General features: G+C 60.6%; 24 protein-coding genes. 12 read left to right on the top strand and 12 right to left on the bottom strand.

What is annotated here, in order from left to right; genetic code table 11:
- Positions 1-106: 106 nt before the first annotated feature.
- Genes ACKF11_RS10190 through ACKF11_RS10170 form a run of 5 tightly spaced genes read left to right on the top strand, consistent with a single transcriptional unit; the run spans position 107 to position 5,031 of the window.
- Positions 107-2,245, top strand: coding sequence for a putative bifunctional diguanylate cyclase/phosphodiesterase (locus ACKF11_RS10190; RefSeq protein WP_407996966.1), 2,139 nt, complete (start codon positions 107-109; stop codon positions 2,243-2,245).
- Between the two features lie 40 nt (positions 2,246-2,285).
- The gene (locus ACKF11_RS10185) at positions 2,286-2,636 is read left to right on the top strand and encodes an ArsC family reductase (RefSeq protein WP_407996965.1); all 351 of its coding nucleotides are present in this window, start codon (positions 2,286-2,288) and stop codon (positions 2,634-2,636) included.
- The gene (gene dapE / locus ACKF11_RS10180) at positions 2,633-3,760 is read left to right on the top strand and encodes a succinyl-diaminopimelate desuccinylase (RefSeq protein ID WP_407996964.1); all 1,128 of its coding nucleotides are present in this window, start codon (positions 2,633-2,635) and stop codon (positions 3,758-3,760) included. The genes ACKF11_RS10185 and dapE overlap by 4 nt, the downstream gene beginning before the upstream one ends.
- Positions 3,757-4,656, top strand: a complete 900-nt coding sequence (gene prmB / locus ACKF11_RS10175; protein WP_309566763.1) for a 50S ribosomal protein L3 N(5)-glutamine methyltransferase — start codon at positions 3,757-3,759, stop codon at positions 4,654-4,656. The genes dapE and prmB overlap by 4 nt, the downstream gene beginning before the upstream one ends.
- Before the next feature lie 12 nt (positions 4,657-4,668).
- Positions 4,669-5,031 (top strand): YidH family protein, encoded by a 363-nt coding sequence (locus ACKF11_RS10170; protein ID WP_309566762.1) that lies wholly within the window; start codon positions 4,669-4,671, stop codon positions 5,029-5,031.
- A 21-nt stretch (positions 5,032-5,052) separates the two neighbouring features.
- Here ACKF11_RS10170 and ACKF11_RS10165 read toward each other — a convergent pair whose 3' ends face one another.
- The 6 genes from ACKF11_RS10165 to ACKF11_RS10140 form a co-directional block, all read right to left on the bottom strand.
- Positions 5,053-6,219 (bottom strand): pseudouridine synthase, encoded by a 1,167-nt coding sequence (locus ACKF11_RS10165; protein ID WP_407996963.1) that lies wholly within the window; start codon positions 6,217-6,219, stop codon positions 5,053-5,055.
- Positions 6,220-6,288: 69 nt separating this feature from the next.
- Positions 6,289-6,843, bottom strand: a complete 555-nt coding sequence (gene scpB, locus ACKF11_RS10160) for an SMC-Scp complex subunit ScpB (RefSeq protein ID WP_407993799.1) — start codon at positions 6,841-6,843, stop codon at positions 6,289-6,291.
- A 3-nt stretch (positions 6,844-6,846) separates the two neighbouring features.
- A complete protein-coding gene (locus tag ACKF11_RS10155; protein ID WP_407996962.1) occupies positions 6,847-7,647 on the bottom strand; it encodes a segregation and condensation protein A in 801 nt (266 codons plus the stop codon).
- A 131-nt stretch (positions 7,648-7,778) separates the two neighbouring features.
- A complete protein-coding gene (locus ACKF11_RS10150) occupies positions 7,779-8,420 on the bottom strand; it encodes a site-2 protease family protein (protein ID WP_407997169.1) in 642 nt (213 codons plus the stop codon).
- A complete protein-coding gene (locus ACKF11_RS10145; protein WP_407996961.1) occupies positions 8,420-9,049 on the bottom strand; it encodes an L-threonylcarbamoyladenylate synthase in 630 nt (209 codons plus the stop codon). The genes ACKF11_RS10150 and ACKF11_RS10145 overlap by 1 nt, the downstream gene beginning before the upstream one ends.
- Positions 9,050-9,061: 12 nt before the next feature.
- The gene (locus ACKF11_RS10140; protein ID WP_309566757.1) at positions 9,062-9,916 is read right to left on the bottom strand and encodes a 3',5'-nucleoside bisphosphate phosphatase; all 855 of its coding nucleotides are present in this window, start codon (positions 9,914-9,916) and stop codon (positions 9,062-9,064) included.
- A gap of 110 nt (positions 9,917-10,026) precedes the next feature.
- Between ACKF11_RS10140 and ACKF11_RS10135 the strand changes: the two genes are divergently transcribed.
- The 6 genes from ACKF11_RS10135 to ACKF11_RS10110 all read left to right on the top strand — a co-directional run bounded on the left by ACKF11_RS10135 (position 10,027) and on the right by ACKF11_RS10110 (position 15,846).
- Entirely contained in the window at positions 10,027-10,566 is a 540-nt protein-coding gene (locus ACKF11_RS10135) for a septation protein A (RefSeq protein ID WP_407996960.1), read from the top strand.
- Complete coding sequence (locus ACKF11_RS10130) at positions 10,566-10,868, top strand: YciI family protein (protein ID WP_407996959.1); 303 nt, start codon at positions 10,566-10,568, stop codon at positions 10,866-10,868. Before ACKF11_RS10135 ends, ACKF11_RS10130 begins: the two co-directional genes overlap by 1 nt.
- Positions 10,865-11,143, top strand: coding sequence for a BolA family protein (locus ACKF11_RS10125; protein ID WP_407996958.1), 279 nt, complete (start codon positions 10,865-10,867; stop codon positions 11,141-11,143). Before ACKF11_RS10130 ends, ACKF11_RS10125 begins: the two co-directional genes overlap by 4 nt.
- A 21-nt stretch (positions 11,144-11,164) precedes the next feature.
- On the top strand, positions 11,165-12,016 hold the full coding sequence (locus tag ACKF11_RS10120) for a peptidylprolyl isomerase (RefSeq protein WP_407996957.1): 852 nt from the start codon (positions 11,165-11,167) through the stop codon (positions 12,014-12,016).
- A 90-nt stretch (positions 12,017-12,106) separates the two neighbouring features.
- Positions 12,107-13,861 carry a M61 family metallopeptidase gene (locus ACKF11_RS10115; protein WP_407996956.1) on the top strand — a complete coding sequence of 585 codons (1,755 nt, stop codon included), beginning with the start codon at positions 12,107-12,109 and terminating at the stop codon, positions 13,859-13,861.
- 47 nt (positions 13,862-13,908) lie between these two features.
- Positions 13,909-15,846, top strand: coding sequence for an FTR1 family protein (locus ACKF11_RS10110; protein WP_407996955.1), 1,938 nt, complete (start codon positions 13,909-13,911; stop codon positions 15,844-15,846).
- A 96-nt stretch (positions 15,847-15,942) separates the two neighbouring features.
- Here ACKF11_RS10110 and ACKF11_RS10105 read toward each other — a convergent pair whose 3' ends face one another.
- The 6 genes from ACKF11_RS10105 to sucC form a co-directional block, all read right to left on the bottom strand.
- Positions 15,943-16,323, bottom strand: a complete 381-nt coding sequence (locus ACKF11_RS10105) for a VOC family protein (RefSeq protein WP_407996954.1) — start codon at positions 16,321-16,323, stop codon at positions 15,943-15,945.
- A 53-nt stretch (positions 16,324-16,376) separates the two neighbouring features.
- Complete coding sequence (locus ACKF11_RS10100; RefSeq protein ID WP_309566749.1) at positions 16,377-16,715, bottom strand: P-II family nitrogen regulator; 339 nt, start codon at positions 16,713-16,715, stop codon at positions 16,377-16,379.
- Positions 16,716-16,752: 37 nt separating this feature from the next.
- On the bottom strand, positions 16,753-18,360 hold the full coding sequence (locus ACKF11_RS10095) for an NAD+ synthase (RefSeq protein ID WP_407996953.1): 1,608 nt from the start codon (positions 18,358-18,360) through the stop codon (positions 16,753-16,755).
- 63 nt (positions 18,361-18,423) lie between these two features.
- A complete protein-coding gene (locus ACKF11_RS10090) occupies positions 18,424-19,377 on the bottom strand; it encodes an ankyrin repeat domain-containing protein (protein ID WP_407993810.1) in 954 nt (317 codons plus the stop codon).
- Positions 19,378-19,425: 48 nt separating this feature from the next.
- Positions 19,426-20,304 carry a succinate--CoA ligase subunit alpha gene (sucD, locus tag ACKF11_RS10085; RefSeq protein WP_407993811.1) on the bottom strand — a complete coding sequence of 293 codons (879 nt, stop codon included), beginning with the start codon at positions 20,302-20,304 and terminating at the stop codon, positions 19,426-19,428.
- Positions 20,305-20,306: 2 nt separating this feature from the next.
- Entirely contained in the window at positions 20,307-21,470 is a 1,164-nt protein-coding gene (gene sucC / locus ACKF11_RS10080) for an ADP-forming succinate--CoA ligase subunit beta (RefSeq protein ID WP_407996952.1), read from the bottom strand.
- Positions 21,471-21,635: 165 nt separating this feature from the next.
- Between sucC and serB the strand changes: the two genes are divergently transcribed.
- Entirely contained in the window at positions 21,636-22,508 is an 873-nt protein-coding gene (serB, locus tag ACKF11_RS10075) for a phosphoserine phosphatase SerB (RefSeq protein WP_407996951.1), read from the top strand.
- Positions 22,509-22,511: the final 3 nt, after the last annotated feature.

The following is a 22,511-nucleotide window of genomic DNA, read 5'->3' as shown; positions in this document are numbered from 1 at the left end:
GAAAATCATTCCAGCACCCCATCCCCTGTCCCGTTTTTTCCTGACGGCATAAAAGTTGCCATATTGATATCGAATCCACATTTTTTTGCAGGATATAAGGATAACCATGACAGGCGATTACGATTACAAACTGGTGCTGCTCTCGATTGTGATTGCATTCATCTCATCGATGGCTGCGTTCATGTTCACCAATCGTGTTGTCCGCAATCAAGGCCGATCCGCCAAGGCGTGGATGGGATTGGGAGCCGTCGCCATGGGCTCGGGCATCTGGGCCATGCACTTCATCAGCATACTCGCATGGTCCCTGCCTACTCCGATGGAGTCCATGCTCGACGACACCGTATTGTCCTGGCTGATTGCCGTCAGCGTCTCATGGCTCACGCTGGATATCGCCAGCAGGCCCGACCTCAAGCTGCAGATGCTGATTGTTGCCGGAGTGGTGATGGGGCTGGGCATCAGCGGCATGCACTACACCGGCATGCATGCCATGCAGATGTATCCCGAGATCACCTACAATAAGACATTGCTGGCATTATCCGTCAGCATTGCCATCGCCATCTCGATACTGGCCCTGGCCCGCATGTTTCATGACCACCAATCCAGGAAGTCCAGCCTCAGCTCGCAGCTTTACGCTGCCACGATAATGGCGGGCGGTATTGCCTGCACTCACTTTACCGCGATGGCTGCAGTCGAGATTCCGCCTCACGTTGTCTTGACCGCGGCATCCACATCGCAGCCCGGCTTGTTTTCGGTGATTATCGCACTGGGTATCTGTACCTTGATCATGCTTGCCGCCATCCTGACCATCGTGAATTCGCGCCACCGCGACAAGGGCAATTGGTTGCATGCAGACACGCAGGACAAGCTCAGCCGCATGAGCATGCTGGATAACCTGACCCAGCTCCCTAACCACCGCTATTTCCAACATCACCTGAGTATTGGTGTCCGCCGCACTGCAAGGCTCGGCACGGCACTGGCCGTCGCCATCATCAAGCTCGACAACCTGAAGCTGATCAAACAGGAATTAGGCCAGCATATCAGCGATGAAATCCTGCGCTCGGCGGCAAAGCGCATCCAGGACACCATTCGCGGTTGCGACATGGCGGCTTACAACGGATCGGAAGAGTTTCTCGTCCTCTTCGAGGACATCAAGCACGAACATGACATCATGCCTGTCATGGAAAGAATCATGCAGTCGCTGAACACCACATTCCGCATTGACCGCCATGACATCACGCTCGAAGCCAGGGCCGGGCTGTCCTTGTACCCCAAGCACGGTGATGCCGATCGGCTGCTGACTTATGCCGAAGCTGCCATGCACCGCGTGCAGCCCAGCGACAACCATGGTTTCCGCCTGTTCGACGACCGGCTGGAACCCTCTTCCTTCGACCTGCTGGAAACCCGGCAGGAGCTGCGCCACGCGATCGAGAATGGGGAAATGGTGCTCTACTTCGAACCGCGCATGGACATCATCGGCAACACCATCACCGGGCTGGAAATACAACCCCGCTGGCTGCATCCGACCAAAGGCGCCATCCCCGCCGCCACCTTCGCTCCCATGGCGGAAAACATCGGCCTGATCGATGACATCAATGCCTGGGTGCTGGAACAAAGCTACCGCGTCGTAAATACATTGCGCCAGCAGCGCATCCATGTGCCGGTCTACCTGCCGCTCACTTCCATGCAATTGCGTTTTCCCGATATTCAGCGACAGGTCGCGGCCAAGCTGAGCCACTTCAGGCTGCCGGCCGACGCGTTGATCCTGGAAGTGGCTGAGTCGGACTTCATGCAACAGCCAGAGCATTACACCGACCTGCTCAAACAGCTGCCTGCCATCAGCCTCAAGATCAGCCTGGAAAATTTCGGCACGCGCTTTTCTAGCCTGCCCTACATAAAGCATCTGGGCCTGAAAGCGCTCAAGCTGGACCGCAGCTTTACCCATGCACTCATCAGCAACCAGAAAACCCGTGCCATTGCCGGCGCGATCATTGAGTTGGCGCATACCCAGAACCTCAAGGTAGCGGCAGAGCATGTGAGCAATGAGGACGAGCGCAATGCACTGCTGTCCCTGGAATGCAACGAAATCCAAGGATTTTTCTGTGCCAACCCCGTGCATCAGGCACAGTTGATCGAGTTCCTGATGTCCAGCAAGTTCGCATCGCCGCAGGAAAAAACCCAGCCTGAAGAAATCGCATGGTCTACATACCCCGCGATGACGACCGAGGGCCTCACGCCAGCGCGCTAGTGTAAAATGCAGGGATCCATAGTCATCAAGATGCATATACATGAAGCTCTACGGTATCCCCAACTGCAATACGGTGAAGAAAGCGCGCACCTGGCTGGACGAGCACGGCGTTGCTTACGAATTCCATGATTTCAAGAAATCCGGCATCAGTGAAGAAACGCTCAAGCACTGGCTCAGCCAGATGGAGTGGGAAAAACTGGTGAACCGGGCAGGCATGACCTGGCGCGGTTTGAGCGAGGCGGAAAAGGCGGCGGTTACCGACGACGCTTCCGCCATCCGGCTCATGCAGGAAAAGACTTCCGTCATCAAGCGTCCGGTGCTGGTCAAGGGCGAACAGGTGCTCAGCTTAGGCTTCACCGAGGCAGCTTATGCCAAGCTGTTCAATGCATGAGCAGGACGCTGGAGCTAGCCAAGGACCTGATTGCCCGCCAATCCGTCACTCCCAGCGACGAAGGCTGCCAGGCGCTGCTGATCTCCCGCCTGGAGCCGTTGGGCTTCACCGTTGAACGCCTGCGCTTCGGCGATGTGGACAATTTCTACGCACGTCGCGGCAATACCGGCCCGTTGCTGGTGTTTGCCGGACATACGGATGTCGTCCCTACCGGCCCGGTAGAGCAATGGCATACCCCGCCGTTCGAACCCACCGTCAAGGACGGCATGTTGTACGGCCGGGGCGCTGCCGACATGAAGACCTCGCTGGCGGCCTTCATCACTGCAATCGAAGCCTTCGTGGCAGACCATCCCGACCATCCCGGCTCGATCGGCCTCATCATCACTTCGGATGAAGAAGGCGTGGCAGTCAACGGCACCGTCAAGGTGGTCGAAACCCTCAAGGCGCGCAACGAGCTGATCGATTACTGTATCGTCGGCGAGCCAACCTCCAGCAAGGTCGGCGGCGACATGATCAAGAACGGCCGCCGCGGCTCGCTCTCAGGCAGGCTGACCGTCAAGGGGATACAAGGCCATATCGCCTACCCCCACCTGGTGAAAAACCCGATCCACATGGCTGCGCCTGCGATCAAGGAGCTGGCCGACACCGTATGGGATGAAGGCAACGAATACTTCCCGCCTACCTCCTGGCAGATATCCAACATCCATGGCGGCACCGGCGCCACCAACGTCGTGCCCGGCGAAGTCGAGATCCTGTTCAACTTCAGGTTCTCCACCGCGAGCACTGCCGAAAACCTCAAGCAGCGCGTCCATGCCATCCTCGACAGCCACCAGCTGGACTACGACCTGGCCTGGGAGCTCTCCGGCAAACCGTTCCTGACACCGAAAGGCTCCCTGGTCACTGCCATTTCGTCCGCGATTGAACAGGCATTCGGCGTCACGCCCGAGCTTTCCACCAGCGGCGGCACCTCCGACGGCCGCTTCATTGCCGACATTGCCGCCCAAATCGTCGAATTCGGCCCGCTCAACGCGACCATCCACAAACTCAACGAATGCGTTGCCGTCGCGGACATAGAACCCCTGCAGCATGCATACAAGCTCACCCTGGAAGCGCTATTGAAATGATGAGATTCCCCGGCATTACTGAAGAACTCCACACCATCCGCGACTGGCTGCGTTTCGCCGTCAGCCGCTTCGAAGAATCCAGCATCTTTTTCGGCCACGGCACCGACAATGCCTATGACGAAGCTGTATGGCTGATCCTGTCGTCACTGCACCTGCCGCACGACACCCTGGACAACTTCCTGGATGCGCGCCTGCTGCCGCCGGAACGCACCCGCCTGAAAGAACTGATCCGCCGCCGCATCACCGACCGCACCCCGACCGCCTACCTGGTCAACGAGGCATGGCTCAAGGGCTTCAAGTTCTACGTGGACGAACGCGTCATCGTGCCGCGTTCGTTCATTGCCGAACTGCTGGAGGACAGCCTCAACCCCTGGGTCGAATATCCGGAAATGGTGGAAAGCGCCGCTGACATCTGTACCGGCAGCGGCTGTCTTGGCGTGCTGCTCGCGAATGCCTTCCCCAACGCCCAGATCGACGTCGTGGACATCTCCCCCGACGCGCTGGCGGTGGCGAACATCAATATCCGCAACTACGGCCTGGAAGACCAGATCAGCGCCGTGGAGTCCGATATGTTCAGCAACCTGCAAGGCAAGACTTACGACCTCATCATCAGCAATCCGCCCTATGTGGACGCGCCTTCCATGGAACTGTTGCCGCAGGAATACCGCAACGAGCCGCAGATCGCGCTGGGCAGCGGCGCCGCGGGGCTGGACCACACGCAAACCCTGCTGCATGAAGCCAAGAAGCACCTGAACGACAACGGCCTGCTGGTAGTGGAAATCGGCCACAACCGCGACGCATTGCTGGAGGCGTATCCCCATTTGCCGTTTACCTGGCTGGAGGTGGACTCGGGCAACGAATTCGTCTTCCTGCTGACCAAAGAACAATTGCCTTAAACAGGATCATCCGTGTCAGATCCAAGAGTATTCTTCGCTGCCGAACGCACCCTGCTGGCATGGCTGCGTTCCGGCCTCACGCTCATGGCGCTGGGGTTCGTCGTGGCGCGCTTCGGCCTGTTCCTCACCCTGCTCGCGCCCGGCCAGGTGGAACACCTCAATTCGCACCGCTGGCTCTCTGACCTGCTCGGCCTGCTGCTCGTCCTCAGCGGCGCGGCCGTGATTCTCTGCGCGCAGTACAACCATCGCCGCTACGTCCAAACATTGCCGCCCGAGGATGTCCCTCAGCTGGCCTTGCCCTGGCTATCCTCGGTATTGGCCATTGCAGTGGCGTTGGCCGGCAGCTTGCTTGCTGTCGACTTGCTGCTGTTCTAAGAGCTTGTTCACAACTTTGCCCTAGCGCTTCGCGCGCTTGCCTGCGGGCTGCTTTGCCGGCGCGATATCTGCAGCCTGCCGAATACGGCGGTTTGCCGGTTTGCGCGCAGGCTTGGCAGCCTGTTTAGGCTGCCTTGCAGGACGTTGCGCTTCCTCAGGCTCGACGGCGCCATGCCGGGAACGCGACCTGCGGACTGGTTGCTGCTTTTCCAGTTCCTGCCGTATTCCCTCTTCACGCGTCTTGGTTACGCGCCTTGGTCCCCTGCTTTCCAAGCCGGCTTCTAGATCGAACCGCGACCTTTTCGCCTTAGGGGTGAATACCTTGCCCAGCTTTTCCTTCTCACGCGGGGTCAACTGGCGCGCAGGCCCCTTGGGCACCGCCAGCTCGGCCCACTCCATCAGCCCGATGACTTCCTTGACGCCCAGGTGCAGCATCTGCCCGCGCTTGAGGCGGGGCGGCAGGTTGACCGGGCCGAAGCGCACGCGGATCAGGCGGCTCACGGGTTTCTGAAACGCCTCGAACAAGCGGCGCACTTCGCGGTTGCGGCCCTCGCGCAGGATCACCTCGTACCAGTGGTTGGCGCCCTCGCCGCCCTGCGGGCGGATGCTATCGAAATTGGCCGGGCCGTCGTCCAGCTCGATGCCGTAGGTGAGCTGCGCCATCTCGCCGTCGGTGAGTTCGCCAAAAATACGCACGGCGTACTCGCGCTCCACTTCGTAGCGCGGATGCATGAAGCGGTTTGCCAGCTCGCCGGAGGTGGTAAAGATCAGTAGCCCCGACGTGTTCATGTCCAGACGGCCGATCGCGATCCACTTGCCGTTGCGGATGCGTGGCAATTTGTCGAACACGGTAGCCCGATTTTCCGGGTCGCCCTGGCTCACGATCTCGCCCTCCGGCTTGTGGTACAGCAGCACTTGCGGCAACTCCGGCTCGAACGGCAGGTGCAGCGGGCGACTGTCCATGCGCACCACGTCGCTGGGCACCACGCTGGCCCCTACTTCCGCGGTCTTGCCATTGATGGTGATGCGGCCGCTCGCAATCAAGGTTTCCATCTCGCGGCGCGAGCCCAGGCCGGCCAGCGCCAGGAGCTTGTGCAGCCTTTGCGGCACGGCATTGGGATCTGCCGCTGCAGGCTTGGCAGGAGAGGTATTGCGGGGATTGCGTTGTTGCTTGAACGGGCGTGCCATGGAATCGACCTTGAGAGTATTGCGCGTATTATAAGCCAGAGCGCGTTCATTCCGCCGCCCTGGCACAGATTATCCGATATCGAGCGGAATTTCCTGCTGGGTGAAATGCTGGATGGGCGGCAATTCGGACAAGGAGCGCAAGCCAAGATCATCGAGGAAAGTCTTGGTGGTCGCATAGAGCGAAGGCCGCCCCGGCACGTCGCGTTGTCCGACGACATCGATCCAGTTGCGCTCGAGGAACTGGCGCATGATGTTAGGATTGACCGCCACGCCGCGGATTTCCTCGATATCGCCGCGCGTGACCGGCTGGCGGTAGGCAATGATCGCCAACGTTTCAAGGGCGGCGCGCGAATAGCGCATCGGCCGCTCGGGATTGAGGCGGGCGATAAAGGGGGCAAGGTCGGCGCGCGCCTGGAAGCGCCAGCCGCTCGCCACCTGCACCAGCTCCATGCTGCGGCCCTGCCACTCCTGGCGCAACTCGTCGAGCAGCATGCGCAAGGTGGCGCGCTCCATGCGGCCTTCGAACGGGCGCAACAACATGTCCAGCGACAGCGGTTCCCCCGCCGTCAGCAACACGGCCTCGAGCACCTGCTTCATTTCGCTGATGTTTTGCGATGCGCTCATGGCTTAGTTGACGCTCGCCAGCGGCATGTCTGCCGCCTGCAGGTAAATCGGGCTGAAGGGTTCCTGCTGGGTGATGCGTACCAGGCCCTCGCGCGCCAGCTCGAGTATGGCAAGGAAATACACCACCAGCGTGGGCAGGCCTTCGTTTTCTATATCGAACAAGGCAGTGAACTCCACCAGCGATTCCTGCTGCAGGCGGCGCAATACCAGGCTCATGTGCTCGCGCACCGAAAGCTCGGCACGACCGACCTTGTGGTGCTGGAAATGGCTCGCGCGCTTGAGCACCGATTGCCAGGCAGCCATCAGCTCGTCGAAGCTGACCTCGGGCCAGACCGTCTCGGCAATATGTTCGTAATAGGCGCGCGCCACCTGGATTTCCTGGCCGGCCACCGGCAAGGCGTCCAGCCGCTCCGCCGCCAGCTTGATCGCCTCATATTCCATCAGGCGCCGCACCAGCTCGGCGCGCGGGTCTTCTTCCTGCTCTATGCTTTCCGGCTTGGGCAGCAGCATGCGCGACTTGATCTCGATCAACATCGCCGACATGAGCAAATATTCCGCCGCCAATTCGAGCTTGCTTTCGCGCATTTTCTCGACATACTCCATGTATTGGCGAGTCAGTTGCGCCATGGGGATATCGAGGATATCGAGGTTGTGCTTGCGGATCAGGTACAGCAGCAGGTCCAGCGGGCCCTCGAAGGCCTCGAGGTAGACTTCGAGCGCATCCGGCGGGATATAGAGATCCTGCGGGATGGTGTCCAGCTGTTCGCCATAGATGCGGACATCGAATGCAAGTTGCGTCGCCATTGTTCACACGGCCCTCAATGGGCAGGCAGCTCGCAGGCAAGCCGTGGAGTCAGGCCGGCACCAGAGCGCAATCCGCATCGCCATACAGCCTCCTTGGTGATTATTGGTCTGCTGATTCCTGGTTTGATAGTTCAGCTGAAAATACCGGCAAACATTGCCAGCAAGAGCATGATGAAGGGCATCATGATCTTGGACAGGATGCCAGTGAACATCAATACCAGCAGAATGATAAAGCCGTAGCGCTCGACCTGGGCAAATTTGTACGCCATCTGGTTGGGCATCAGGCTGACCGCGATCCTGCCGCCATCCAACGGCGGCAATGGCAGCAGGTTGAGCACCATCAGGACCACGTTGACCAGGATGCCGGCCTGCCCCATCAGGCTGAGCGGCATGGCGAAATCGCCCGAGATGGTGGTGGCAAACTTGTAGACCATCGCCCAGAAAATCGCCATGAGGAAATTCGACGCAGGGCCTGCAGCCGCCACCCAACGCATGTCGTGCTTGGGGTTGCGCAGGCGCGCATAATCGACAGGCACCGGCTTGGCCCAGCCGAACAGGAAGCCGGTGCCGGAAAGCACCAGCAATGCCGGAACCAGGATGGTGCCTATCGGGTCGATGTGCTTGATCGGATTGAGCGTAATCCGGCCCATACTTTCCGCCGTGGTGTCGCCGAAATAGCGGGCAATGTAGCCATGCGCCGCCTCATGCACGGTAATCGCGAAAATCACCGGCAAGGCGTAGATGGCGATTTTCTGGATCAGGGTAAGCTCCATCATGCCTCCAATCCGAACGGCGCTGGATCGCCCGCACCCAGGCGGATCAGGCTGGGGCTTTCCGCCGTCAGGTCAATCACCGTGGTCGGGGCGATCGAACATGCGCCGGCATCGATCACCAGTTCCACCTGGTGCTCCAGCTGGTCGCGGATTTCCCAGGCTTCATTGAGGGGCGCGTCGTCTCCGGGCAGTTGCAGCGTCATGCTCAACATCGGTTCGTTCAGCTCTTCCAGCAATGCCAGGGTGACGGCATGCTGCGGCACCCGCAGGCCCACGGTGCTGCGCTTGGGATGCTGCAAGCGGCGCGGCACTTCGCGCGTGGCCTTGAGGATGAAGGTATATTGCCCCGGCGTATTGGCTTTCAATAACCGGAATTGGCTGTTGTCCACCTGGGCATAGGTGGAAAGCTCGGCCAGGTTGCGGCAGACCAGCGTGAAATGATGGCTGTCGTCCACGCCGCGGATGGCGCGGATGCGGTCCTGCGCATCCTTGTTGCCCAGCATGCAGCCAAGCGCATAGCTGGAATCGGTGGGATAGGCGATCACGCCGCCATCGCGCAGGATGGCAACCGCCTGGTTGATCAGCCGCGTCTGCGGGTTTTCAGGATGAATAACAAAATATTGCGCCAACTTGACTCTACCTTAACTGTTAAGCGATCGGGTTTCCGGCCAATCCTGCCAGACCGGGATGCAGCCGCGCGGCAAATCCGGCAGCCGGCCCATTTCAATATAGCCATGGCCCGGGCCGTGGTAATCGGATCCCATGGAGGACTTGAGGCCGAACATATGCGCAAGCTTCGCGTACTCCTGGAACTGGTCCGCGGTATGGCTGCCGGTGACGACCTCGATCGCCTCGCCGCCCAGGTTGCGGAACTCTTCCAACAATAACAGCATATTGCTTCGCCCGATATCGTAGCGGCCGGGATGTGCGAGCACCGCCATGCCGCCGCTGCCGTTGATCCAGGCGACGACCTCCTCCAGCGTGGCCCAGTGATGCTCGAAATAGCCTGGCTTGCCCTTGACCAAGTAGCGCTTGAATATGCTCTTCATATTGGAGGCGTATCCTTGCTCGATCAGGTAACGCGCAAAATGCGCGCGTCCGATGATGCCTTGTCCGGCATGGGCGTAGGCGCCCTCCAGGCTGCCGCTGATGCCGAATTTCTCCAGGCTGGCGGCAATGCCTTCCGCACGTACATGGCGTCCTGCGCGGATTTTTTCAAGCCCGTCGCGCAACGGGGCATAGTCCGGATCCACCCTCAAACCCACGACATGGATGGTGCGCCTGCGCCAGGTGACGGAAATTTCCACCCCATTGATGAACTGCATGCCGTGCCCGGCCGCCGCGCTGGCAGCCGCCGCCAGGCCTGCCGTATCGTCATGATCCGTCAGGGATAATACCTTCACGCCCTGCTCCGCGGCATGCGCCACCAGCGCCTCCGGCGCGAGCAATCCATCAGAAACCGTGGAGTGACTATGCAAGTCGATAAGGGATGGCATGGAGGCGGGTTGGCAGTACAGCTTGTTAGTCTTGCCGAATCATAGCAAAATACCGCATCAACTTAAAACCTAATCCCGATGCACCCTAGCGCACGGCCTGCGGACGACACATGAAGTTTCTTTACGATCTATTCCCGGTTATTCTTTTTTTCATCGTTTACAAGCTGTTCGGCATTTACGAAGCCACTGCCGCTGCGATTGTCGCCACCATCGCCCAGATCGTCTGGGCCAAGGCCAGGACCGGCAAGGTGGACAACGCGCTGATCATGAGCGGCGTCATCATCGTGGTGTTTGGCGGCGCCACCCTGTGGCTGCACGATGAAAGCTTCATCAAATGGAAACCCACCATCCTCTACTGGGTATTCACCGTCGGCCTGCTGGGCAGCGAATGGCTGTTCAAACGCAACCTGATCCGCAGCTTCATGGAAAAGCAGATTGCCATGCCGGACCCGATCTGGAGCCGCCTCAACCTGGCATGGGCGATGTTCTTCTTGCTGCTGGGTTTCCTCAACCTATATGTCGCCTTCAACTATTCCACCGACCTCTGGGTGGATTTCAAGCTGTTTGGCACCATGGGCCTGATGTTTGTGTTCGTGATCGGCCAGACCCTGCTGCTCAACAAGCACATCATTGAACAGGATAAGAAATAATGTGGTACGCCATCATCGCGGAAGACGCCCCCGACAGCCTGGAAAAGCGCCTGGCTGCCCGTCCTCCCCACCTTGAGCGTCTGAAGGCGTTGCAGGACGCGGGCCGCCTGTTGCTGGCCGGCCCCTTTCCCGCGACTGACAGCAATGACCCGGGCCCGGCCGGCTTCACCGGCAGCCTGATCGTGGCGGAGTTCGACAGCCTGGAGGCTGCGCAAGCCTGGGCCAATGACGACCCGTTCGTGAACGCAGGCGTTTATTCGGCTGTCACAGTCAAACCTTTTCGCAAGACATTGCCAGCATGACCCTGACAGAAGAAATCCGCAGCAGACTCTCGATACTGGAACCCACCACTCTAGATATCCGTGACGACAGCGCCCTACACAGGGGCCACGCCGGCAACAACGGCGGCGGGCATTTCTTCGTGACCATTGCCAGCGCTCAATTTTCCGGCAAGTCCCAGGTCATGCGGCACCGCCAGGTTTATGCAATACTGGGCGACCTGATCCCACAGAAAATACATGCGCTCAGCATCCAGGCGATTGCGGCAGATGAACCTCCTGTTGTCACAATTGACTGATACGTTAGCACGCTCAACTTTATGACATCCATTTTAACCAGCCAAGGAATTCTCATGAAACTCACTACCAGCGCCCTGCTTGCCACGGTTGCCTTCGGTGTCCTGCAACCCGCTTTTGCTGCTGGCGCCAACGGCAGCGTTGCCACCGTCAACGGCAAGCCGATCAAGCAATCCCTGTACGATTACATTGCCAAGGAAGCCTCTTCCCGCGGTCAGAATGTGGACGACAACGTCAAGAACGTCATCATCAACAAGCTGATCGGCAGTGAACTGATCTACCAGGAAGCACAGCGCACTGGCCTGGACAAGCAGCCTGACTACCTTGCCAAGGAAGAGCTGACCCGCCGCGAACTGCTGGTCAACACCTTCCTGCAGGACTACATCAAGAAGCATCCCGTGAGCGAGGCCGATACCAAGCTGGCATACGAGAAATACAAACAGGAGCTGGGCGACAAGGAATACAGCGCGCGCCACATCCTGGTGCCAACCGAGGCCGAAGCCAAGGACATCATCGCCCAGCTCGGCAAGGGCGGTGATTTCGCCAAGCTGGCCAAGGAAAAATCCAAGGACCCCGGCTCACAGGAAAAAGGCGGCGACCTGGGCTGGTTCGCACCGGCCGGCATGGTGAAGCCGTTCAGCGATGCCGTCGCCAAGCTGCAAAAGGGCAAGTACACCACCGCGCCGGTGCAGACCCAGTTCGGCTGGCATGTGATCAAGCTGGAAGACACCCGCACCACGCAACCGCCTTCCTACGATGACGTGAAGGAAGGCCTGCAAAAGCAGCTGCAACAGCGCAACCTGGAAAAACTGCTGACCGACCTGCGCAGCAAGGCCAAGATCGAGGCTCCCGCCGGCGCCACTGTCGCCAAGTAATCCTTAAGCAACACTCTGCTTGACACGGAAAAGCCCGCCCGGCGGCGGGCTTTTTTCATATTGATACTGACCTGATCGAGCTTACTGCCAATGAAGCCACACAATATCCACTATGACGTGCGTTTCGATACGCCGCAAAGCCACTTGTTCGAGCTGGAATGCCGCATCGCCCACCCGGCAGCCGAAGGCCAGCGCCTGTCGTTGCCGGCCTGGCTACCCGGCAGCTACCTGGTCAGAGATTTCGCGCGCCACATCGTCAGTATCAATGCAAGCAGCGATGGGCAAGAAGTCGAGCTGCGCAAAGTCGACAAAAGCACCTGGGTCGCAGCGCCTTGCAAGCACCCGCTCGTCATCCGCTACCAGGTGTACGCCTACGACCTCTCGGTACGCACCGCCTACCTCGACCACACCCGCGCCTACTTCAACGGCAGCAGCCTGTTCCTGCAAGTAGCCGGGCAAGAGCAGGAACATTGCAGTGTCGAAATCCACCATCCGGGCAAGGCCTATGCAGGCTGGACCATCGCCACCACGCTGCCGGCCCACAAAACTAGCTCGAACGGCTTCGGCCTCTACGAGGCGAGCGACTACCAGGCCTTGATCGACTACCCGGTCGAGATCGGCACCTTGGCGATTGCGGAGTTCAAGGCCATGGGCGTGCCGCACCGCCTGGTCGTCTCGGGCAGGCACGAAGCAGACCTCAAAGCCATCAGCCGCGACCTGAAGAAAATCTGCGAACACCATATCCGCTTTTTCGGCGAGGCCCCGTTCAAGCGCTACGACTTCCTGCTTTATGCCGCAGCCGACAACCAGTACGGCGGCCTGGAGCATAGCGACTCCACCAGCCTGATCTGCCCGCGCAGCTGGCTGCCGGTAAAGCATGAACAGCACGACCGGCAGCAATACCAGGACTTTCTCGGCCTGTGCAGCCATGAGTATTTCCATGCCTGGCACGTCAAGCGCATCCGCCCCAGCGCCTTTGCCAACCTGGACCTCAGCCGCGAGGCCTACACGCGCCTATTATGGGTGTTCGAGGGCTTCACCGCCTATTACGACACCCTGGCGCTGGTGCGCAGCGGCCTCATGAGCGAGCAGGAATACCTCGCCGCGTTGAGCAAGGACCTCACGCGCTACCTGCGCACGCCGGGGCGCCGAGTACAGTCGCTGGAGGAGTCCAGCTTCGACACCTGGATCAAGCTCTACAAACCCGATGAAAACACGCCCAACAGCCAGGTCAGCTATTACCTCAAGGGCTCGCTGGTCGCCTTGGCGATAGACCTCAGCCTGCGGCTCAAGGGGCGCTCGCTCGACGACGTCATGCTGGCGCTCTGGAAAAACTTCAAACACGGCATGCTCGTAGATGAAGGCAGCATGCAGGAATTGATCAGGGAAACCTGCGGCGACAGGCTCGCCTCGCTGTTCCGCGACTGCGTGCAAGGCTGCGAAGACCCGCCGCTGGAAAAGCTGCTGTCGAAATTCGGCATCCGCTATACGGCTCCCAAAACCGGCGATGCCGACCTGGTACGCCAATGGCTGGGCCTGCAGCTCGCGAACGACGACACCCGCATCAGCCATGTCTTCAGCGGCAGCGCGGCTGAACAGGCAGGGCTGGCGGCAGGCGACGTGCTCGTCGCGCAAGACAAGCTGAAGGCCAGCGCCAAAGGGCTCAAGCAGCAGCTCAAGCGCGGGCGCAACCCAATCGGCCTGCATTTCTTCCGCCGCGACGAACTCATGACGACCGTCATCAAGCCGCGCGATCATGCGCTGGCCGACGTCACGCTCGCCGTGGGCGACAAACGCAAACCGGAACAGGATCAACTGCGCCAGGACTGGCTTGCCATAAGTTGATAAAATACGACATTACCCGCACCTGCATTAAAACAAGGTTATATCTCATGATACCCATTGCCCTGTCCCGCCTGTTGCCCCCCTTGCACATGCTTGTGATCGGCAGCTTGATCTGGCTGGCCAGCTATCACCCTGCATTTGCCGTCACCAACGAAGAAAAAGCGCAGACTGCGGTGCATATGCTGGATTACGTCAGCGTGGACTACCCAGAGTTCGTGCAGGGCGGCGAAGTGCTCAACCCCGAGGAATATGAAGAACAGCTCGAGTTCGCCACCCAGTCCGCCAACTTGATTTCGGAACTGCCTGCCGTTGCCCAGCAGGCGGAATTGCTCAAGCAGGCGGCAAAGCTGCGCGAGCAGATTCTGGCAAAAGCGGAAGGCGAAGCCGTATCGGCAACTGCCAACAACCTGCGCCTTGCCGTGATCCAGGCGTACAAGATTACCGTCGCGCCCAAGGACATTCCCGACCTCAACCGCGGCGCGCAATTGTTCGGCGAAACCTGCACCGCCTGCCACGGCGCCACCGGCCACGGGGATGGCCCGCTGGCAAAGGGGCTGGAGCCGGAACCCAGCAATTTCCACGACCAGGACCGCATGCGCATGCGCAGCATCTACGGCCTGTACAACACCATCACTCTGGGCGTGAACGGCACCCCCATGCAATCCTATGCGCAGCTGCCCGAGGCCGACCGCTGGAGCCTGGCGTTCTATGTGAGCATCTTGCGCGCCACCGACGAGCAGAAGGCCGCTGGCGAGCAATCATGGCAACAGGGCCGCGGCAAGACGGAACTGGGCAGCCTGAAGCAACTGGTGATGCAGGCCCCTGCCGAGCTTGAGCAGGCCGGCCTCAGCGACGTGCAAACCTACCTTGCCGCACAGCCGTCCGCGTTGCAGGCGGTTGCCGGCAATCCGCTCAACATTTCGCGCAGCAAGCTGGAGGCCGCGCTGGCAGCCTATCGCGATGGCGACTATGCCAATGCGCGCCAGCATGCCATCAGCGCCTACCTCGAAGGTTTCGAGTTGGTGGAAAACAGCCTGGACAACATCGACAAGCCGCTCCGCCTCGATATCGAGCGCCACATGATGGATCTGCGCAGCGCCATCGCGCGCAATGCCGGCGCTGATGAAGTCGAAGCGCAAATCGATCGGATCAACGACCTGCTCGACGAAGCCGATGAAAGGCTGGGGTCCGGCAGCCTGACCGGCGTGACCGCGTTCGTCAGCTCGCTATTGATCCTGTTGCGCGAAGGGCTGGAAGCCATCCTGATCCTCGCCGCATTGAGCGCCTTCATCAGCAAGACCGGCAGGCGTGATGCCCTGCCCTACTTCCACCTCGGCTGGATCTTCGCCGTCGTGCTGGGCGGCGTCACCTGGTTCGTCGCCAGCTACCTGCTCACCATCTCCGGCGCGGGCCGCGAGATGACAGAGGGCGTCACCGCGCTGGTTGCCGCCGCCATGCTGCTGTACGTGGGCTACTGGCTGCACAGCAAGTCGCACGCCCACGCCTGGCAACAATTCATCAGCCACCACGTGACCGCCGCGCTCAACAAGCGCACCTGGTGGGCTATTGCCGGGGTGTCGTTCCTCGCGGTATACCGTGAGCTGTTCGAGGTCATCCTGTTCTACCAGGCGCTGTGGGCGCAGGCAGGAGCGGAAGGCCAGGGCGCCGTGGTCGGCGGCATCGTAGCGGCCGCCGTCCTGCTGGCGATCATCTCATGGGCGATCCTCAAATTCAGCGTCCGCCTGCCGCTGGGCAAGTTCTTTGCCGCCACGGCAGGCCTGCTGGCCTTGCTGGCCGTCGTGTTCGCAGGCAATGGCATCGCAGCGTTGCAGGAGGCAGGCGTCATTGCCGCAGACCGCATCCACTTCTTCAGCCTGCCGCTGCTGGGCATACACCCCACCATCCAGACACTGACCGCGCAAGGCATAGTGCTGGCGCTCATCGTCGCCGGCACGCTGCTCAGCCGGCAGCAGGAAAAGCATTAAACGCAAAAAAAAGCCTGGCATGATGCCAGGCTTTTTTGTCTGCTCGACAAGATCAGCCGGTTGCTCCCAGACTGATCGACGCAATGAACAGCGCGGTCAATCCATCTTCACGGCGGAGAACTCGATCGCATTGCCGTCGGGATCGCGGCAGAACAAGGCCGCCCGCCCGGACATGCTCATGGTGTACTCCACGCCGGCCTCGTCCAATGCCTGCTTGATCTCCATCACGTCGTCCACGGCAAAGGCCACGTGGTAGTCGCGCCCTCCGTGGGCGGGAAGCTCGGCATCGGCATAGGGGTCGGGCACGACCATCAGGTGCAACTGGTTGATGCCGATATCGTACCAGGCGCCGTCAAAGCTCAATGGCGGGCGCTTGTCGCTCGGCACCAGGCCGAGCACGCCCTCGTAGAAGGCGCGCGAACGCTCCATGTCGGACACGATGATGCCGGTATGCAGCATCTGCTTGATCTTGATCACAGCTCACCCTCCATTCAAGGCAAACATTTGGGTAAAACGAACGCGTAGACTAATTAGATGGCAGCCTCGTCAGTCTCGCCGGTACGGATACGGATGATCTGCTCTACGGGCGTGACAAAAATCTTGCCGTCACCAATCTTGCCGGTACGCGCGGCCTTGATGATGGACTCCACCGCCGCATCGACGATATCGTCGGTCACCACCAGCTCGACCTTGATCTTGGGCAGGAAATCCACCACATACTCCGCGCCGCGGTAAAGCTCGGTATGGCCTTTCTGGCGGCCGAAACCCTTCACCTCGGTCACGGTGAGCCCGTTTGCCCCGATCTCGGACAACGCCTCGCGCACCTCGTCGAGCTTGAATGGCTTGATCACTGCTTCAATTTTCTTCATCGCTTGTTCCTTCTCCTGTTTGCTTTCCGTCTCGAAACTACCCATTGAACGCGAACTTGTTGGTCAATGGGTAGCGCCTGTCCTTGCCAAACCCGCGTTTCGTCACACGGACTCCAATAGGGGCTTGACGCCGCTTGTACTCGTTCCTGTCAATCAACCGGGTGACCCGGAGCACATCCTGCTCACGGTAACCCAGAGCCAGTATCTCTTCCCAGCTATAGTCGTGCTCGACGTAAGCCTCCATGATACCGTCCAGCACGGCGTAATCCGGCAAGCTGTCCTGATCGGTCTGCCCATGGCGCAATTCGGCCGACGGCGGCCGCACGATGATACGCTCCGGAATCACCGGGCTGATCATATTCCGGTATTTGGCCAGCTGGTAGACCAATGTCTTGGAAACGTCCTTGAGCAAGGCAAACCCGCCCGCCATATCGCCATACAGTGTCGAATATCCTACCGCAGTCTCGCTCTTGTTGCCGGTAGTCACCACGATGCCGCCGAACTTGTTGGAAATCGCCATCAGCAAGGTGCCGCGAATGCGCGCCTGCAGGTTTTCCTCCGCAGTGTCGAACGGCTTGCCGGCAAACTCCGGCGCCAATGCGGCGCAGAACGACTCGAATACCGGGCCGATCGCAATCTCGCTATAGCGCACGCCGAGCCCTGCCGCCATCGCACGGGCATCCTCCATGCTGATGGAAGCCGTGAACTCCGAAGGCATCATCACCGCCTGCACCTTGTCGGCACCCAGCGCATCCACGGCAATCGCCAATGTCAGCGCGGAATCGATGCCTCCCGACAAACCAAGCAGCACGCCGGGAAAATTGTTCTTGACGACGTAGTCCCGGAACCCCAGGCTCAGCGCCTGGTAAACCGCTGGTTCCAACTCGGGCACAGGATGAACCTCCCCCAGCTCGGGCGCACCATCGCTGAAGGACACGATGCCCAATGCCTCCTCAAATGACGGCAGTTGCTGCGTCAATGTGCCTTCATCGTTCATCACGAACGACGCACCGTCGAATACCAGCTCATCCTGGCCGCCGACCAGGTTGGCATAGACCACGGGCAACCCGGTTTCCTTGATGCGGTCGCGCACCACGGCATGGCGTTCCTGCTGCTTGCCGATGTGATACGGCGAGGCATTCAGCACCAGCAGCAAGTCCGCGCCCGCATCGCGCGCGCGGCGGGCGGGCTCGGGCGCCCAGACGTCGGCACAGATCACGATGCCGAGCCTGTGGCCCCGGTGGTCGATGACCAGCGCCTCGCTGCCCTCGCTAAAGTAGCGCACTTCGTCGAACACGCTGTCGTTGGGCAGCAGTTCTTTATGATAGGTATGGCGGACCTTGCCGCCCTCCAGCACCGAGGCCGCGTTATAGCGGTTGCCAAGATGCTTGCGCGGATGCCCGACCACCACGGTCAATGCAGCGGGCAACTCCTGCGCCAAGGCATGCAGCGCGCGCTCGCATGCCTGGTTGAAATCGTCCCGCAACAGCAGGTCCTCAGGAGAATATCCGGACAACGCCAGTTCGGGACAGAGCAGCAAGGTCGCCCCGACGGCTTCGGCACACAGGGCCTGTTCGACGATCCTGGCGGCATTGCCTGCCAGGTCGCCGGCCGTGGCGTTGAGTTGAGCAACCGCGATCTTCATGTCACGCCTGCAATTTGCAAAAGCCGGCATCCGCGACATTGCTGCATCCGGCATAACTGCACTTTAGTAGCTGCCACCTGCATCCTTGATCAACTGCACGATTTCGGGTTTCTTGCCTTTCAGGGCGTAGACCAGCGCGGTCAGGCCGTACTGGTCCTTGGCCTTCACGTCGGCGCCGCTGGCCAGCAGCAGCTTGACCAGCTCGACATTGCCCTCGCTCACTGCATATTGCAGGATGGGCGTGCCTTCGGAATCCCTATGGTTGACGTTGGCGCCCTTCTCGATCAACACCTTGGCCGTTGCCTCCTGGGACTTCTTGACTGCCCAGCCCAGCGCTGTCCACTTGGTCTTGTCCTGGGCGTCCACCTTGGCCCCCTTGTCGAGCAGCAATGCGGTCGCCTCTGCGTTGCCCTCGCGCGCCGCATACATGAGCGCGGTCAGGCCGAAACGGTCGCGTGCGGCGATGTCGGCGCCCTGGGCCAGCAGGGTATTGATAGTGTCGATATCGCCGTTTCTGGCGGCATACATGAGGATGCTCTTGCCGTCGTCGCTCTTGCTGCTGGGGTCGATGCCGCGCTCCACCAACAGGCCCACCATTTCGCTGTAGCCGGAGGTTGCCGCCATGCCCAATGCGCTCCAACCGGACTCGTCGCGCACCTTGGCATCCGCGCCATGCTCGAGCAGCACCTTGGCGGTGGCGACAAAGTTCTTCTTGGCTGCGAACATGAGCGCCGTCCAGCCGCCCGCATCCTTGGCGTTCACGTCGGCCCCTTTTTCCAGCAAGGCGCGTGCGACGTCCGCCTTGTCCTTGCGCGCCGCGTACATCAGGGCGGTGATGCCCTCCGCATCCTTGGTATTGGGATTGACCCCGCTGTTCAGCAATGACTTGACGGTGGCAAGGTCGCCCTTGGACGACACGGTCAGGAGGTAAGGCACCTGGTCCTGCGCAATGGCGGGCGCTGCCGCCATGCCCAGCCATGCGCTACAGAGCACCACTGCAGTTAAACGACGCAACATAGAGATTTCCATGGCTGATAAATTGAACACAAATTGCCTACCCGATACCTATTGCTTGGCCTTGATCGCGGCCTGGACCGCTTCGCCCAGCCCCGCCGGCGAACTGGCCACCACGACCCCGGCTTGCTCCAATGCCCTGATCTTGTCCTCGGCCTTGCCGCTGCCGCCGGAAATGATCGCGCCCGCATGCCCCATGCGCTTGCCCGCTGGCGCCGTCTGGCCGGCAATGTAACCCGCGACCGGCTTGCTCACGTATTGCTTGATGTATTCCGCCGCCGCCTCTTCGTCGCTGCCGCCGATCTCGCCCACCATGATGATCGCCTCGGTTTCCGGATCGGCCTCGAACAGCTCGAGGCAATCGACGAAATCCATGCCGCGGATCGGGTCGCCGCCGATGCCGACGCAAGTGGACTGCCCCAGGCCCAGCGCCGTCGTCTGGTGCACGGCTTCATAGGTCAAGGTGCCGGAGCGCGATACGATGCCGACCTTGCCGCGCAGGTGGATGCTGCCGGGCATGATGCCGATCTTGCATTCGTCCGGCGTGATCACGCCAGGACAGTTGGGGCCGACCAGCCTGGCCCCGTTGGCCTGGAGCGCCGCCTTGACGTTGAGCATGTCCAGCACCGGTATGCCCTCGGTAATGCAGACGATCAGCTCGATGCCCGCATCGCAGGCTTCCAGGATGGAATCCGCGGCGAATGCGGGAGGCACGTAGATCACCGAGGCATTGGCCCCCGTTTCGCCCACTGCGGCGCGCATGGTATTGAAAACGGGCAGGTCGAGATGGCGTTGACCGCCCTTGCCCGGCGTGACGCCGCCCACCATCTGGGTGCCGTAGGCCAGCGCCTGCTCGGAATGGAATGTGCCCTGCTTGCCGGTAAAGCCCTGGCAGAGGACCTTGGTATGCTTGTTGACCAGTATCGCCATCGTTACGCCTTCACTGCTGCTACTGCCTGCTGCGCGGCATCGGTGAGGCCTGCGGCAGAAATTATGGATAAGCCGCTCTCTCTCAGCATCTTGCGGCCGAGCTCGACATTGGTGCCTTCCAGGCGGACCACCACGGGAATCTCGATGCCCACTTCCTTGACTGCAGTGATGATGCCTTCGGCAATGATGTCGCAACGCATGATGCCGCCGAAGATATTGACGAGAATGGCCTTGACGTTGGGATCGGCGAGAATGATCTTGAACGCGCGCGCCACCGTGGTCGCGGTAGCGCCGCCGCCGACGTCGAGGAAGTTGGCGGGCGCGCCGCCGTGCAGCTTGATCAGGTCCATGGTCGCCATGGCCAGGCCGGCGCCGTTCACCATACAGCCGATATTGCCGTTCAATGCGATGTAGTTGAGCCCGGCATTATGCGCCTCGGCCTCCTTGGCGTCGTCCTGGCTCCAGTCCCGCTGCTCCGCGAGTTCGCGGCGGCGGTAGAGCGCATTGTCATCTACGCTCATCTTGCAATCCAGCGCCACCAGCGCGCCTTCCGCGGTAACGATCAGCGGGTTGATCTCGAGCAATGCCAGGTCGTTTTCCTTGAACAGGCGGTACAGCCCCTTGGCCAGCCGCGTGAACGCCGCGATCTGGTCGCCGGCCAGCCCCAGGGCAAACGCGATATTGCGCGCTTGGTAATCCACCAGCCCGTTCAGCGGGTCGCAGACCTCCTGCAGGATTTTTTCCGGGCTGTCCTTGGCGATTTCCTCGATTTCTATGCCGCCCGCCGCCGAAGCCACCAGCACGACGCGCTCCAGCGAGCGGTCCACGAGCATGGAGACATACAGTTCACGGGCGATCGGCAGCGTTTCCTCGACCAGCACTTTTTCCACGGGCTGGCCATCCGGAGCGTTCTGGTAGGTGACCAAGCGCTTGCCAAGCAGGCTGACCGCGATATCCTGCACCTCGTCCAGGTTGCGCACCAGCTTGACGCCGCCGGCCTTGCCACGGCCGCCGGCATGCACCTGGGCCTTTACCACCCAGGCGTCGCCCTCCAGGGCTCGTGCGGCATCCACCGCCGCCTGTGCCGTCTCCGCCACCTGGCTGCGGGGCACGTTCACGCCGTAACGCTGCAGCAGCGCCTTGGCCTGATACTCATGCAAATTCATGTTTTTACTTTTGTGATGGACTAATAGCGTATTTTCGCGCAAATCCCCGTATTGCGCCAGCACGGAGACCCAGGGGCCGCATCAGCAGGCGAGCAAGTTCGAATCCGGCAATAGTTGCAGCCATGTATAATAAAGCCCAATTTTCACCCCATAGTGTTTTCGCATATGCGCCTCGTCATCCAGGGCCCGGTAATCAGATTCGAGCAATTGGCCCATATCCACCAGCTACTCAGCGCCAGCCACCAGCAGTTTATCCAGATCGGCGAACATGCCTATCAGTTGGCTGGCCAGGCGGAGATTCCTCCCGCACTGCATGCGTTCTGCCTCGAGCAGCGCATTGACGTCGCGCTGGTGGAAGACAAACATCAGCTGAACAACCTGGGCCTGGCGGTGATGGACATGGACTCCACCCTGATCACCATAGAATGCATAGACGAGATTGCCGACATGCAAGGCCTCAAGCCGCAAGTCGCGGCGATCACGGAGAGCGCGATGCGCGGCGAGATCGAGTTTGCCGAAAGCCTGCGCCGCCGCGTGGCCCTGCTCAAGGGGCTGGACGCGTCTGCCTTGCAGCGCGTGATCGACGAGCGCCTGCAATTGACGCCCGGCGCGCAAGCCTGGATCGCGGCGTGCAAGCAGCACGGCATCAAGACCATGCTGGTGTCTGGCGGCTTCGACTTCTTTGCCGACCGGGTCAAGGCCATGCTGGACCTGGACGTCGCCAAGGCCAACTCGCTGGAGATCGTCGATGGCAAGCTGACCGGCCGCTTGCTCGGCCATATTGTCGACGCCCAGGCCAAGGCCGACTATCTGGAGCGCTTCCGCCAGGAGCTGGGCCTGCGGCACGACCAGGTGGCCGCCATCGGCGACGGCGCCAACGACCTCAAGATGATGTCTGCCGCCGCCTGCGGCGTGGCCTACCATGCCAAACCTGTTGTGCAGCAGCAGGCCACCTACGCGCTCAACCACGTAGACCTGGAAGGCCTGGTGTATTTGTTTGCCCCGCTGTCCGTATCTTCAGCCCCAACCTGTCATTGAGGA

The sequence above is a fragment of the Methylobacillus draconifructus genome (assembly GCF_045984385.1).
Classification (GTDB): Bacteria; Pseudomonadota; Gammaproteobacteria; order Burkholderiales; family Methylophilaceae; genus Methylobacillus; species Methylobacillus flagellatus_A.
Note: the sequence above shows the minus strand (reverse complement) of the source record. Positions and strands in the feature narration are given on the sequence as shown.

Coding starts and splice junctions, on each gene's coding strand:
- ACKF11_RS10190 (WP_407996966.1), top strand. CDS start 107: ATGACAGGCGATTACGATTACAAACTGGTGCTGCTCTCGATTGTGATT.
- ACKF11_RS10185 (WP_407996965.1), top strand. CDS start 2,286: ATGAAGCTCTACGGTATCCCCAACTGCAATACGGTGAAGAAAGCGCGC.
- dapE (WP_407996964.1), top strand. CDS start 2,633: ATGAGCAGGACGCTGGAGCTAGCCAAGGACCTGATTGCCCGCCAATCC.
- prmB (WP_309566763.1), top strand. CDS start 3,757: ATGATGAGATTCCCCGGCATTACTGAAGAACTCCACACCATCCGCGAC.
- ACKF11_RS10165 (WP_407996963.1), bottom strand. CDS start 6,219: ATGGCACGCCCGTTCAAGCAACAACGCAATCCCCGCAATACCTCTCCT.
- scpB (WP_407993799.1), bottom strand. CDS start 6,843: ATGAGCGCATCGCAAAACATCAGCGAAATGAAGCAGGTGCTCGAGGCC.
- ACKF11_RS10155 (WP_407996962.1), bottom strand. CDS start 7,647: ATGGCGACGCAACTTGCATTCGATGTCCGCATCTATGGCGAACAGCTG.
- ACKF11_RS10150 (WP_407997169.1), bottom strand. CDS start 8,420: ATGGAGCTTACCCTGATCCAGAAAATCGCCATCTACGCCTTGCCGGTG.
- ACKF11_RS10140 (WP_309566757.1), bottom strand. CDS start 9,916: ATGCCATCCCTTATCGACTTGCATAGTCACTCCACGGTTTCTGATGGA.
- ACKF11_RS10135 (WP_407996960.1), top strand. CDS start 10,027: ATGAAGTTTCTTTACGATCTATTCCCGGTTATTCTTTTTTTCATCGTT.
- ACKF11_RS10130 (WP_407996959.1), top strand. CDS start 10,566: ATGTGGTACGCCATCATCGCGGAAGACGCCCCCGACAGCCTGGAAAAG.
- ACKF11_RS10125 (WP_407996958.1), top strand. CDS start 10,865: ATGACCCTGACAGAAGAAATCCGCAGCAGACTCTCGATACTGGAACCC.
- ACKF11_RS10120 (WP_407996957.1), top strand. CDS start 11,165: ATGACATCCATTTTAACCAGCCAAGGAATTCTCATGAAACTCACTACC.
- ACKF11_RS10115 (WP_407996956.1), top strand. CDS start 12,107: ATGAAGCCACACAATATCCACTATGACGTGCGTTTCGATACGCCGCAA.
- ACKF11_RS10110 (WP_407996955.1), top strand. CDS start 13,909: ATGATACCCATTGCCCTGTCCCGCCTGTTGCCCCCCTTGCACATGCTT.
- ACKF11_RS10100 (WP_309566749.1), bottom strand. CDS start 16,715: ATGAAGAAAATTGAAGCAGTGATCAAGCCATTCAAGCTCGACGAGGTG.
- ACKF11_RS10095 (WP_407996953.1), bottom strand. CDS start 18,360: ATGAAGATCGCGGTTGCTCAACTCAACGCCACGGCCGGCGACCTGGCA.
- ACKF11_RS10090 (WP_407993810.1), bottom strand. CDS start 19,377: ATGTTGCGTCGTTTAACTGCAGTGGTGCTCTGTAGCGCATGGCTGGGC.
- sucD (WP_407993811.1), bottom strand. CDS start 20,304: ATGGCGATACTGGTCAACAAGCATACCAAGGTCCTCTGCCAGGGCTTT.
- sucC (WP_407996952.1), bottom strand. CDS start 21,470: ATGAATTTGCATGAGTATCAGGCCAAGGCGCTGCTGCAGCGTTACGGC.
- serB (WP_407996951.1), top strand. CDS start 21,636: ATGCGCCTCGTCATCCAGGGCCCGGTAATCAGATTCGAGCAATTGGCC.